The sequence below is a fragment of the Algoriphagus namhaensis genome (assembly GCF_042649705.1).
In the GTDB taxonomy this organism is placed as follows: domain Bacteria; phylum Bacteroidota; class Bacteroidia; order Cytophagales; family Cyclobacteriaceae; genus Algoriphagus; species Algoriphagus namhaensis.
This window is the reverse complement of sequence record NZ_JBHRZS010000007.1, coordinates 1179067-1192262: the sequence shown is the minus strand read 5'-3', so window position 1 is coordinate 1192262 and position 13196 is coordinate 1179067. Positions and strand designations below refer to the sequence as shown.

General features: G+C 41.3%; 9 protein-coding genes. All 9 read right to left on the bottom strand.

Features of this window, described 5'->3' with window-relative positions:
• Positions 1-2 precede the first annotated feature (2 nt).
• On the bottom strand, positions 3-917 hold the full coding sequence (locus ACFOSV_RS13490) for a hypothetical protein (protein ID WP_377906543.1): 915 nt from the start codon (positions 915-917) through the stop codon (positions 3-5).
• A gap of 52 nt (positions 918-969) precedes the next feature.
• Positions 970-1521, bottom strand: coding sequence for a RidA family protein (locus ACFOSV_RS13485; protein WP_377906542.1), 552 nt, complete (start codon positions 1519-1521; stop codon positions 970-972).
• 78 nt (positions 1522-1599) lie between these two features.
• On the bottom strand, positions 1600-3585 hold the full coding sequence (locus ACFOSV_RS13480) for an amidohydrolase family protein (protein WP_377906541.1): 1986 nt from the start codon (positions 3583-3585) through the stop codon (positions 1600-1602).
• A 58-nt stretch (positions 3586-3643) separates the two neighbouring features.
• Positions 3644-4810 carry a dipeptidase gene (locus ACFOSV_RS13475; RefSeq protein ID WP_377906540.1) on the bottom strand — a complete coding sequence of 389 codons (1167 nt, stop codon included), beginning with the start codon at positions 4808-4810 and terminating at the stop codon, positions 3644-3646.
• 241 nt (positions 4811-5051) lie between these two features.
• On the bottom strand, positions 5052-6449 hold the full coding sequence (locus tag ACFOSV_RS13470) for an APC family permease (protein ID WP_377906539.1): 1398 nt from the start codon (positions 6447-6449) through the stop codon (positions 5052-5054).
• Positions 6446-7801 carry an NAD-dependent succinate-semialdehyde dehydrogenase gene (locus ACFOSV_RS13465; protein WP_377906538.1) on the bottom strand — a complete coding sequence of 452 codons (1356 nt, stop codon included), beginning with the start codon at positions 7799-7801 and terminating at the stop codon, positions 6446-6448. The genes ACFOSV_RS13470 and ACFOSV_RS13465 overlap by 4 nt, the downstream gene beginning before the upstream one ends.
• Positions 7802-7836: 35 nt before the next feature.
• Positions 7837-8817 (bottom strand): C45 family autoproteolytic acyltransferase/hydolase, encoded by a 981-nt coding sequence (locus ACFOSV_RS13460; RefSeq protein WP_377906537.1) that lies wholly within the window; start codon positions 8815-8817, stop codon positions 7837-7839.
• Positions 8818-8905: 88 nt separating this feature from the next.
• The gene (locus tag ACFOSV_RS13455; protein WP_377906536.1) at positions 8906-10396 is read right to left on the bottom strand and encodes a biotin carboxylase; all 1491 of its coding nucleotides are present in this window, start codon (positions 10394-10396) and stop codon (positions 8906-8908) included.
• A gap of 70 nt (positions 10397-10466) precedes the next feature.
• Entirely contained in the window at positions 10467-13196 is a 2730-nt protein-coding gene (locus ACFOSV_RS13450; protein WP_377906535.1) for an aminotransferase class I/II-fold pyridoxal phosphate-dependent enzyme, read from the bottom strand.

The window sequence follows — 13196 nt, the reverse complement described above, 5'->3', positions numbered from 1 at the left end:
AGTCAATTTTTGATCAGAGTTCGCTCCTCCGAGCGGAAATACAAATACAAAAACACAAACAGCAGGCAGGACAAGAAATGCCAGATGGAATGGCCTTGAAATATGGAATCCGGTCCGGTGAATTGACGGGCGATATCTAGATCACGAATTTTGGAACCTGTAAGTATTGCCACCACCCCAGCAATAAACCAACCGATTTGCAAGTATTTGCCCGGCTCAATCAAACTCACTATGGCAAATAAAAATAGTACCAGCGTGAGATAGCCTGAGATTTCCGTGAATGAGTACTCCCATTTGTAATAGCTAAAATAAATTGATCCAAAAACCACCAAAACCGTCAAAATGGGCCAGCTAGGATAGATTTTGCGATTCCGTCCCATTTGGATTTTCGGCAGCCAACTCCCCACTGCGATAGCGACCATACAAATCATCAGGGCATACATGGCCCCTACATCGCATTGCTGTCCATAGCGAGTCAGTGAGGCATGGAAAAAGCCACTTCCTAGCCCAAGATAGATTCCCGCAAGTCCAAAAAGAAGCCCCAGAACAGGCGTGGCGCTAAGATAACCGCGATTCAAGGGATAGGCACGCTTCCAATCGAGAATAGCGATCGCTATGGCATAAAAGCCAAAGCAGATATAAACCAGATTTGACCACGTATTCATCCGGGTGCGAAAGAAGCTGTCGGCATAGATTCTTTCACCATACTCGGGATTGAGGAGTTCATCAGCTGGAACCCAGCCATCCCAAACGGGAGTCTCCTTAAATATCAAAAACAAGAATAAGAAGATCACAAACACCATCCCTGTGCCCCCTAGTCCTATCAAATGCACCCATCGAGGAAGTCCATCCAGCTTTAATCGCTGAAGTGTTCCTTTAGGTATTTTAGTCCTTCTGGGTTGGATAGGTTTATTCATAGAATGGTAGGTTTTCAGTTTAGTAGAAATCTAGACCGAAAACATTTTAAAACTATTCATACACCTCTACGATTAATTCAATTTCCACTGCTTCTCCACGCGGCAAGGAAGCCATTCCTACGGCAGCTCTGGCATGTTTGCCTCGCTCCCCAAACACTTCCACCATCAGATCTGAAAAGCCATTGATTACTTTAGGCTGATCAATAAAATTTGGATCCGAATTAACCATTCCTAATACTTTTACGATTCGCTTAACCCTTTTTAAATCACCTAGCATTGCTTTTAAGACAGCCAGCTGATTGATCGCTGTCAATCGGGCTCCTTCATAGCCTTGCTCAATACTCACATCCTGTCCCAGCTTTCCGGTAATTTCTGTACCATCTGCATATCTCGGGCCTTTTCCTGCCAAAAATATGAGATTACCCGCCTGTACTCCATTCACATAATTTGCCACTGGTTGTGGTGGATCGGGAAGTATGATATTGAGTTCTTTAAGTCTTGCTTCTGGGTCGTATTCTGCTTCGGGTTGATCCTTTTGATTACAACAAGCTAGAATTGAGCTAATGCCAAAAAGTAGTACTAGAAGTTTATGGGTGTTTCGCATAATGAAAGTGTTTTGAATTTAATTCAAGGCAAAAAGGCAGAGCTTTTAAGCAAGATGAGGAATGGTCCCCAAAGAGTCTTATTTGTAATATTGAACTCCCAATGAGTTGTAAAGCTCCTTACTGTAGAAGAGAAAATCCCCTTTCATAGTCCATTCGATTTTTCGAATATCGCTGATATCTTCTAAGGGATTTCCATCCACTAAGATAAGATCGGCTTGTTTTCCTACTTCAATAGACCCAGCAACTGATGAAACCCCAGTGATCTCCGCTGATTTAATAGTTGCCATTTTCAACACTTCAGCCGTTGGGATACCAGCTTGCACATAAAGTTCAAGTTCTCTGTGATATAAAAATCCAGGTAAGCCGTCTGTGCCAGGAACAATAGCAACTCCCTTTTGAAATAAATCAGCCACTACAGCAAGCATCTTGTCAAAACTTTCCTGATACCTCGCCACTTGTTCACCCTCTTTTGGAATCCCTCCAGTATAAAAACCCCGCTGCTCAATAACCGGAAATCTACTTGCCATAGGCGCATAGGTGGGGCTTAATTCACCCAGTTGTGATACGAACATATTCTCAAAAATTGCCACTGTGGGATCAACTAGGATATTTTTGGATTTAAGGAGCTCCACAAAATCCAAGTATTCCTGAGATTGAAGATCAAGGTCAGCACCATATTGTGCTGGCATGGTGAATCGTAATGGGGAACGGGTGTCAATAGTGTCCGACATGAAATTTAGAAACAACATATTGATATGCTGAATCTCATTATAGCCTTGATTAATCGCTTGTGTTGCCGTCATGTATGCTGGAATATGGCCACTGACACGCATACCAAGTTCATGGGCTTTTTCTGTCAAAGGGAGCACCCACTCAGGCTTGATCGAGCTATATAACTTTATTTGCTGATAGCCAAGGTCTTTGTAATCTTGAATCTCTGCTAGGCCTTCTTCAAGAGTTTCAATCGCATTTCGTTGATTAGCAAAAGGTCCAGGTCCATCAATTATTCCACAAAAAATAACGATTCGTGGACCGATAATTTCATTGCTATCAAATTGCGCAGCTAAGTTTTTCAACTGCTTATCATTAGCCAAATCCCTTACGGAAGTGACGCCACCGGCTAAATACAATAGGCCTCTGAATTTAGAGTTGTGGACATGCATATCGAACATCCCTGGCATCAATGTTTTTCCCGTTCCATCAATTATCATAGTCTCAGAATCGCTAAAGGCCTGGCCTGTCGGCTGAATCGTGCTAATGGTCTGGCCCTCTACAAATACATCTTGATTGGGAAGTAAGGCGCCTTCGACAGTGAATACGTTGACATTTTGAACTAGCACTTTATCTACTTTGTGACTTAATTTCTCAGCTACTTCAAGTAAACTTTTATCTTCAATTTCCACTTGTAAGGCCTTCATTTTCAAGCGAAGCTCACTGTAATCTTGTCTCACGACATGGAGATTTCCAGAAATCTTGCAGATCATCTGGTCTCCCAACATCCAGATATAGGTGGGATCTAGTTCTAAGCCATTTATCACCAAAAGCTGTACAGCTGTACCATTGGAAAGTTTAAGGGGAATATTTTTGATTAGCTCAGCGCTGCCTTCTGGATAGAGATCAACTTTACCTTCTTCAGATTTTAATAAAAGCTGCGCTAAAACTTCATAAACTGCTGGTGAGCCATCGTATCTGAAGTAGAGTTTATTCCCATCAAATGGGCTTTCGGTCGTTCCCATCAAATTTTTACTGATGCCGATTTTATCCTTACCAGAAAAACTCTCTTCGATGGCCACATTTAAATAATTGACCCCTTTGATACTTTGTGAGGAAATGAAATTTTCCTTATTCAGTGAAATTTCTTCCGAGTACTTTGGGCCTCTACCTCTATCGGTAAAGGTGTAATAGTAACCGAAACTACTTTCCGAGATTTGCCATTTTTCATAAGTCCCAGCCACATTCTCTCTAAACACCACATCGTAAACGGTTTTTTCTGAAGGAGAGGAATTACTACAACTGGTAAATAATCCGATTACAAAAAATAGAAGGATGAGGCTATGTTTCATGATAAAGTATTTATAAAAAGAAGGTTTTATGTAAGGTGTAAAAGCCCGAAATAGGCGTTTAAGATTTCAGTGTTTCTTGGAAATATCGCATCCAATTGCCACCTAGGATTTTTTCAATGGCACCAGTACTATGACCTCTTTTATCGAGAAGTCTAGCAACATGTAAATAGCGCTCAGGTTTGTCTAGCTCAGGAATCCAGGGAGGCCATCGAACTTGATAGGAAGGTTTAAATCGTGTCAATCGAGGGACATACCAATTTTCTCGGGTAGCTCCATTGGCTTCTAGTCCTTCAATTGCAAAATCGGCTGCAACACCTACATGGTCAATTCCTGCTATTTTGATGGCATGTTCGATGTGATCAACATAGGTTTCAAGTGTCGTTTCTCCTCCAGGATCAGGCCCAATCATATAACCCAAGCAGATGATCCCCATCATACCCCCTTTCTCGGCCATTGCTCGGATTTGTTCATCTGTTTTTGCTCTTGGATGATCTTTGTACAAGGCCTCGCACATGGAGTGATTAAAGGAAACCCCTGCCGTACTGAAGGTTATCGCATCGTTTGTTGTTTGTCTTCCTGAGTGCGACAAATCAACTATGATTCCCAGTTCGTTCATTCGTTCAACCACAGCAATACCGAAATCTGATAAACCTGCATTAGTCCGTTCGGTACAGCCATCACCAAGCAAATTGCGCTCATTATAAGTCAATTGGATCCAGCGAGTCCCTGCATCGTATAAGGTTTCCAGATTTTCGACCGAATTCTCTACCATCGTCGCATTTTGGAAGCCGTACATTACCCCAACTTTATTCTCTTTTTTTGCTTGGAGAATATCGTCTGCGGTTTTTGCATGAATAAGTTTATCAGGATGATCCGCTATTCTTTGAGTCCATTCTGCCATGGATTTCAGGGCTACTTCAAGATTTTGGGAATCTAGGGAAGCATTAAATCCTGTATAACCTGATTGAGTCAAGGCTTGAAACGAAGTCTCATTCCAACCTCTTGGAATCAGTAATCCGTCATAGACGATTGCCTCCCTATAAACTTTATCTATTGCCAGTTCTTGTTCTAGAGTTCCGGCCTCCCTCCTCTTTAATTCACCAGCGAAAGTATTCAGGGCCTGCCAAGGTAAAAGAGCCCCTATAGGTATCATTTTAATTAAATTTCTACGCTCCACTTGAAGAGTTGAGCGTTCTTTATCTGGGTTGTTTTTGTCTTTGTGCAAAGGCTAAGGAATTTTCGTAAACCTGTCTCTTTGGATAAAAGAAGAACTTTGGTTTTTGCTATTATACTAAAAATTTATACCTAATATATGTATTTATTGTAGGTAAATACTGGAAAATGACTCATTTACAAAATAATTTATTGTAATCGAGAATCTCATATTTTCGAAAAATTCAATCTTAAAGGTTGTTTATCTGACTCTTTAAGTACTTATTTAAAACAAGGAGTCTTCTTTGAATTTTTCAACTCAAGTGATCATCCATTTTATCTCGCATTCCCTGTCTGGAATACACCTTACTAGCCCAGAAATAAAGCAGCAGGCCGATAAATAACCATGAGGCGACAATGGTCCATTCTATGCTATTTAAGGCGGATGGATTTCCTGGCAAATACAGATAAAACAAACCTAAGCTGCAAATAAAGGCGGATACTCCCACCCATTTTCCATAGGAAACTTTAAAGGGTCTGGGCAACATGGGTTCCTTTTTTCGTAGCTTATAAAAAGATAAAGCGACCAAAGTCCAGGAAGTGACAATGCCGAGTCCACCGGCATTTACTAGCCAGCCCATGGCCTCCTCACCAAAAAGTGTGGCGAGAATCGAGGTAAACGTCACAAAGGCAATAGCAGTAATTGGAGATTTGAATTTTGGGTGTAAAATGGCAAAAGCTTTCGGGAGCATTCCGGAATGTCCCATGGCATAAATAGCCCTAGTAGCGCCAACAAAGAAGCTATTCCAACTTGTGATTATACCTGCCAAACCGGCCAAAATCAAAAGATTTTTGGCCCATACTCCTGAGTAGATTTTTTGCATCGCATCTGCTGGAGCCAGAGAACTTACTTCCAATTCTCTTGTTGACAAAGTAGAACCTACACTATAAATGATTGCTGTATACCAGCAAATGGCCAAAAGGACTGAAAGGATTAAAATCTTACCGATTTGCTTAAAGGGGAGGTTAATTTCCTCAGCAGCTTGTGGGATTACGTCAAAGCCCACAAACATAAAAGGCGTCATCACAATTACCGCGAGCAGACCAGATGAAAGTTTTCCAGTTTCCCAAACTTCAATTGGAGCATTAGCTTGCTCGGAAGAAAAGAAGCTTCCAAATATGAGCATAAGTCCAGCAATCAAAATAAAGAGTGTGAATAAAGTTTGGATAAAAGCAGCCGATTTTACTCCAAAAAAGTTGATCACACCGATCAGAACTGATCCCAAAACTCCAATCAGCACCCAATCTAGATATATGGGACTGCCTTGAAAAGACCAGATCGGTTCACCTTCCGAGAGGGGTAGAATTGTATCCAAAACCACTGGCAAAGCCACTGCTTCAAAAGCGCAAACAGATACATAGCCAAGAATAATAAACCAGGTACAAAAAAAGGAAGCATCCAGACCGAGGCCACGATAACTGAAGACGTGCTCCCCTCCTACCTTTGGCATGGCCGACGTCAATTCAGCATACGTAAGTCCAACTAAAGCGACAACAAATCCTCCTATGCAAAATGCTAAGATCGCCCCTAGCACGCCAGCAGTAAGAATCCATTCATTAGTAAGAACAACCCATCCCCAACCAATCATAGCACCAAAAGAAAGGGTGAAAATATCCCATTTCCCTAAGACACGATTGAATTTAGAACTCATTTAATATAGATGGTTTTCCTATTGATAAATTCCATCATTCCGTCTTTGGCCAGCTCTCGGCCATAGCCTGATTTCTTTGTTCCTCCAAATGGAAGTCTCGGGTCTGATTTCACGAATTCATTGATAAAATAAGCTCCATCAGAGACTTGATTTGACATGCTTAACGCTTTCTCGATATTCGTTGTGCAGACGGTCACGCCTAGGCCATAGGCAGAAAGTTCAGAAAGTCTAAAGGCATCTATTTCATCCTTTGCTTTGATCATGGCAGCTAGTGGCCCAAATGTCTCTTCGTCGAAAGCTGGCATTCCCGGTTTCACATCTCCCAGAATTGTTGGTTCGTGATAGCATTCTTTCTGTTTTCCTCCATGAATGAGTTTAGCCCCTAAATCCAATGATTTTTGTATTTGTTCATGCAATTCATCAGCTAGATCTTTTCTAGCCAGAGTCCCAATTTCCGTCTCTTCGTTCATGGGATCAGCAGATTTGAGTTCTGTAATCGCTTTGGTAAACTTTGATACAAACTCATCATAAATACTTTCTATGAGGATAAATCGCTTGGCAGCAATACAACTTTGACCACAGTTCATCATCCTGGCGGAAACTGCTGTTTTTACCGCTTGATCGAGATCAGCATCCTCCCAAACGATAAAAGCATTAGACCCTCCCAGCTCAAGCAGGGACTTCTTAAGATACTTTCCTGCTAATGCTGCAACGGCTGATCCAGCTCTTTCACTCCCCGTAAGTGTTACGGCCTTGACGCTGGGATGAGAAATTATTTTTTCAGATTGATCATGGTGTACAATCAAGTTTTGAAAGACCCCTTCAGGGAATCCTGCTTTTGTAAAAACTTCTTCGATTTTTTCGGCACATCCAAATACGTTGGCAGCATGTTTTAAAACCCCGGTATTTCCTGCCATTAAGGTTGGAGCTGCATATCGGAAGACCTGCCAAAAGGGGAAATTCCAAGGCATGACAGCGAAAACACAACCAATTGGCTCATGCTTTACCAAGCTTTTCTGAGCATCAGTTTCTATAATCTCATCTTTTAAAAATTGCTCGGCATTGGTTGCATAATACTCACAAACCCAGGCGCATTTATTTACTTCTGCTCTTGACTCCTTAATGGGTTTACCCATTTCCAAGGTGATCATCTTCGCATATTCTTCTACATTATCTTTGAGAACTTTTCCGGCTTTCATCATAAGATTGGCTCGCTCTGAAAGAGAGACATTTCTCCAAGAATGGAAAACTTTTCCCGCCTTGTCTAGCTTGGAAGTAAGTTCTGATTGAGAATGAGAAGTATAGTGACCTACCTCCTGTCCGTTATAGGGGTTGATGCTTTTAAATTCCATGGTATTCTTTGATTTTTGGATCTGATAACTCGTGTTTAGGCATGCGAATTTTCAGAATGTTGGTAAGTAATAGGTATTTGAACCTCTGAAAATGATTCGAAGGATTGATTAAGGCTGGCATTTGGCCACAAGAGCTGCATGCTACCTTCTGTTGGTTTGTAAACCGCGGTATAAAGTGTTCCCTGACCTTTGGAATGGTTACTTTTGAACAGCGGTGGATGCATAAAGGCGCGAACCAAAGAATCTCCGCTAAGTCCTCTAGCCAGCAAGTCGTCCAAATGTGAAGCTCTTTGACCAGTATCGCTAAAAACCCCATGCTCAGTCCATTCAATTGGACCTTGATGATTGGTGCTGTAAGGTGCGTCAGTAATGATTAATGGTCTATCAGGAGAAACCTGTATAGTTCTAACAATGCCAGTTTGATCCGTTAATGTCACATTGTAAGACATATGGGAAGGAACTCTTCCCAAGACTTCCACGGCTTCGTGGACCTCGCTACAAAATTCTAGAACATATCGAAGAATAAAGGGTAGACCAAAACCAAAACCAACGACATGGCGTCCGCCAAAGGTCAGTGAAAGTGTAAGTCCCTCCTCATTCATTCCGTCCAAAACTCCGACCAAGCAATCACTACTTGCTATAACTTGCTTTCCATTCCAGGCAGATTTCAATAAGACTCCCTCAAACCGGTCCAGATGATAATCATAGTTGCGTACCAACTGAACAGCACCACGAGCTGAAACCGCTTGGGAGCAGGCACTCGAGTAAACGGGTGGCTGAAATCCCGAAAGAAAGCAAAAAGCAGCTTCATCAGCATTCACGAGATGGCAAAGCCGCTCATGCATAGTCACCATTTCAGGCATATAGCTTTTGAGCGCCTCGTGTGCGGCTCGTGAATCATAGATGCTATTATTACTTTCAAGCCAAGCTCTGTAAGCTGGCCAACGCTGATTGAATAAATTTTTCCATTTGGAATCCTGTTTGGATTCATCGATGGAGGTAAAGACACGCTGCATAGTTTTCACTGATTTGTATAATATAAATCAGTAGTTCGGATTAAATCGAAACTTCACTTAAAAACTTCTGGAAAACACTTAAATCACACTATTTGGTAAGACTACCGATCAAAGTGAGGTTATTTCGTTTGTCTTCCACCATTTCGGAATGGTACTGCCCCTTGATGGCCTTGATCCAACTTTTTGCTCTGGCTGTGAGCTTAAAATCATTGGTCATCATTCTTCCTCTGGAAACCAAAATACCCATATCAGCGCCTTCGTAGAGATAATCTCCTTTCTTGCTTATTCGTAGGAAAAATGCTTCCTGCTCAGATTCTACAGCTCTTCTGTGCGTGTCCATACGATCAAATTGAATATGGCCATTATCAAACATTCTCCAGATCCCGGAATTAGGGGCCGAGTGTATGTATTCCACCGTGTCCTCAGTATGCTTTACCACCATTTGACTCCAGTCATCGATATTTTCTTGTTTTCCCCAACGCTCATTTAAAGCTTTGACACTGAAGTCATAATCGAGGTCCATCCATTCAAGGATATGGAAAAGATAAAGTGGCGCATCTGCAAGAGCAAAAACTGCGTGATTTGTAATGGAACTAGCTCCAGTGACTCTTGGGTTTAATTCGCCAAGATAAATTGCACCATTATCCTGATCAATCAAGAAGTCTAATTCAAAATATCCCTTGTATCCATCCTTTCTCAGTTGATCTCCAAATAGCTGGGTGTATTTCCTGGCTTTTTGTCGAATGGAAGGAGTAAACGCATCGGGATAAATTTCATTACCACACCAGCCCCCTTTGTAAGGCGTTAGTTCTTTAAAACCTACCAATTCGGTCATGAGCGGAGCCACGATTGTACCATTTTTGGTGACACATGCCTCAATAGCTGAACCTCGGCAATTGATACGCTTCATGATTTTCACTTCACCCTCTTGCTCAATTTCAGGTGCATATTTTAAATATTCCTTTTCATTGGAAATGAAGAAAGTGGTATGTCCAGAATCTCCAAAAGGGGTCTGGATCACTAAATCCGTACCCAGTTCTTTTTTTGACACTTCCTGAAGGTGTTGATAGTTTTTGACCTTCGAAAGAACATATGGAACACAAGGAACACCAGCTCTTTCAGCGATTCGGTTAGTATTAACCTTATTGTCCATGTCATTACGCATTTTTGCGGAGGGGAAAATGACTTCAAGTCCAAGTTTTTTAGCTAGTTTTTCCGTCTTTTCATCAAACATTAAGAACATAGCTTTGCCTGCCTTGCCTTTCTTTTTTCTGGAATGAATAAAAGCCTTCACCTCTGGGTGCTGCAGCAAGTAATTATTGATATCCTCTATACTTTCGAAGTCATCATGTGGCATTTCTTCTTTTGGGGCAAAAACATTGGGGTGTAGCCCATCGAAGCACTCTATGTTACAAATAAATTTGAAGCCCTTAATCCACTCATCTGCCCCGAGTAGATTGAAATTGGTGGCACTAATAAAATAAAGTGGAACTTCATTTTTGTAAAAAAATCTTCTGATATCTGAAATGCCCTTTAAGGCAGTTTTACTTGTCGATTTTGCTTTAGTTACTTTACTCATTTTTATGTTTTTGTAATTAATGTTTAAAATGTGTTCTGCCCTCCTTAGGGCAAAAGCTGGAGAAATGAAATTACTTTAGACTTCTGGCCCCCATGGCGGTGGATGTTTTTTGCCTATTCAAGACAGAGTCTTGGAAAATCCGAAGTCCTAGGTCTGCTCTGTAGCCATGGATTTCTGAGACATCCAATGCTAGCATAAAACGAATGATCTCTTTACTAACCATCTGTCCTGGCACAAGTACGGGAAAGCCTGGTGGGTATGGAATCACAAAAGAAGATGCTACGATTTCTTTACCTTCTTCTAGCGTATCCCTGCAATCTGTGAGATTGATATATTCGCAATTTTCCTCGTAATAGGCGAGAAAGTAAGCAGCACGGAGATTTCCACCAGGAACACCTGGGACGGCCAAAAATGAAGAATGAAAACGACTGAAATCCGGCAAAGGTGGAACATCCTGCGTAAGTGATTGTATTTTGGAATCCGCGAGTTCTTTTTCCCGCACATTCAGAGAATCAAATTCTTGATCAAGTTCCTTAGCAATATCAAGCAATACCTTGGTCAAATAGGCAACGCTTCCCCGTGTGGTCCCGATATTGGTCATGAAAAGGACAGTATTTCTGGAGGTTTTATTGATCTGGATATGATATTGATCCATCAAATACTTGTTTTTGAAGGTGTCCCCGTCTATACCCGTTCGACCAATGAAAAGGGTAATCTTCGTTGGATCAAGCATAAACTCATCGTTTTCCCAAGCCTCTTCCATTCGATTCCATCCCGTCGAGGAATCATAATATTCATTCAAGCCACTTTCTCGATACTTGTCGGGGATAAAGTTTTTCACCGTCAGTACATCGAAGTACTTTCTCAGTAATGGATTATCTACCATCTTGGCCCTTAGCACCATTGCCAACTCTACACACCTCTCAACCATCTCATATCCTTCAAATTGCACTTGTCTTCTTCCAGCATCCAAAGAGGCTAGAATTTGATAGTTGGGTGAAGTGGACATATGAGTCATGTAAGCTTCCCAAAACGTGTTTTCTGATTTTCTTCGAAAGTCTTCATCCCAAATATGGATCATGGATCCTTGACGAAAACTAGAGAGGGTCTTGTGTGTACTTTGGGTGGAGTACACTCTGATTTTAACTTGATCAGGATCAGGTAGCGTCGGAGTTTCTCCATCTTTCAAGGAGCTAATATGTGATTTGTAAGCCTTGCGATAATCTTCAGACTGATATTTCTCATACAGTTTATTCGCACTAAACATGCCTGTACGCTGCTTGAACGTGTAAGTAAAGCTTGCAAAAGCAAACCAGGCTTCATCCCAAAGAAAAATCATATCTGGCTTGATGGCCAACACTCGCTCCATGACCCGTTGCACATTGTACACCATTCCGTCGAAGGTGCAATTGGTCAATAGAAGCATTTTTACCTTATCCAACCTACCAGCATCCTTTAATGTAAGTAGCTTTTTTTCTATTTGCTCCAGAGGAACCGCTCCGTAAATTGAATATTTTTCGATTGGGTAAGAGTCCAGATAAACCGGAAATGCACCCGATAGCACCAAACCATAATGGTGAGATTTATGACAATCTCTATCAATAAGGACTAGGTCACCTGGCTCCACCAAGGCTTGCAGTACAATTTTGTTTGCCGTTGAGGTACCATTAGTAACAAAAAAGGTCTTTTGGGCCCCATATGCATCTGCAGCCATCTCTTGAGCTTTTTTCAGCGGACCGGTTGGTTGCAATAAAGAATCCATGCCTCCTGTAGTGGATGAGGTCTCCGCTAAAAACAAATTCCTTCCGTAGAAATCTCCAAAATCTTTAATCCATTTAGATTTGAATACGGAGTTTCCACGAGATATAGGCATAGCGTGAAAAACTCCAGTCGGTCGCTGACTATATTTTTTCAATGCTGAGAAAAATGGAGTATGAAACCGCTCGGCTATTCCCCTGATTATCGCTAGGTGCAATTCTTGCAAATCTTCCTTTCGATAATAAATTCTTCGAAAGGTATTTAGTGTAGCGTCTTCTAGGTTTCCAAGAGCAGTATCAGTCACATAATAAACATCCAGTTCTGGTCTAAACCTTGCAATCAATTTACCCAGGATAGGCCCAATTTGCGCTTCAGGAGTATCATCAAGATTTATGTTGAGTAAATTTTGAATGTATGGTTTGATAAGTTCAGTGATATTACTCGACCTGAATGGAGGAGCATATCTGATCACTACAGCTTGGATATTTGGATTGAAAAAAAGTGCAACCAAAGCGTCTTGAAAGGAATGCTGAATGATCACATTGTAGATGAATTGATCTTTTGGGTCTTGTAACTCTCTTAGTTTCTCATGAAGAACGGTTTCATCTGAATTATCCAAATTCTCTAGGAATAGTACTTCGAAATAGTTTTTGGAGGTCATGTTCAAATCCTTGACCGTATCTTGTTCTAATTCTTCACTATCATCCTCCTTTGGGAAATAGGGGTTACCACTGTATACATCACTTATGAGTTTACGAGTTGTAGTGCCGATAGATTTGGCCAGAAACATGTATTCTGCGCGTTCTAGACTTCTCTCAAGCTTTTGTACTAGTGCTTTGCCGGGAATAGCGAAATATTGCTCTACCGCAGATAAATCTTCGAGTAGTTTTTTCACTCTCACCTTCTGCTTTTCTTCATTGGAAGACCCTTTTTTACAGAGGGCTAATTCTTCAGATTGGCATTTTAACTCATTCCAATGATCCAGCCGAAGCTGACCGATGCTATAATAGGGTGCACTTACTGTTTTTTTTGGGCTCGTCAT

Bases quoted from the DNA above. Each gene is read 5' to 3' on its own strand.
- ACFOSV_RS13455 (WP_377906536.1), bottom strand. From the start codon at position 10,396: ATGAGTAAAGTAACTAAAGCAAAATCGACAAGTAAAACTGCCTTAAAG.
- ACFOSV_RS13470 (WP_377906539.1), bottom strand. From the start codon at position 6,449: ATGAGTTCTAAATTCAATCGTGTCTTAGGGAAATGGGATATTTTCACC.
- ACFOSV_RS13460 (WP_377906537.1), bottom strand. From the start codon at position 8,817: ATGCAGCGTGTCTTTACCTCCATCGATGAATCCAAACAGGATTCCAAA.
- ACFOSV_RS13490 (WP_377906543.1), bottom strand. From the start codon at position 917: ATGAATAAACCTATCCAACCCAGAAGGACTAAAATACCTAAAGGAACA.
- ACFOSV_RS13480 (WP_377906541.1), bottom strand. From the start codon at position 3,585: ATGAAACATAGCCTCATCCTTCTATTTTTTGTAATCGGATTATTTACC.
- ACFOSV_RS13485 (WP_377906542.1), bottom strand. From the start codon at position 1,521: ATGCGAAACACCCATAAACTTCTAGTACTACTTTTTGGCATTAGCTCA.
- ACFOSV_RS13450 (WP_377906535.1), bottom strand. From the start codon at position 13,196: ATGACGAGCCCAAAAAAAACAGTAAGTGCACCCTATTATAGCATCGGT.
- ACFOSV_RS13465 (WP_377906538.1), bottom strand. From the start codon at position 7,801: ATGGAATTTAAAAGCATCAACCCCTATAACGGACAGGAGGTAGGTCAC.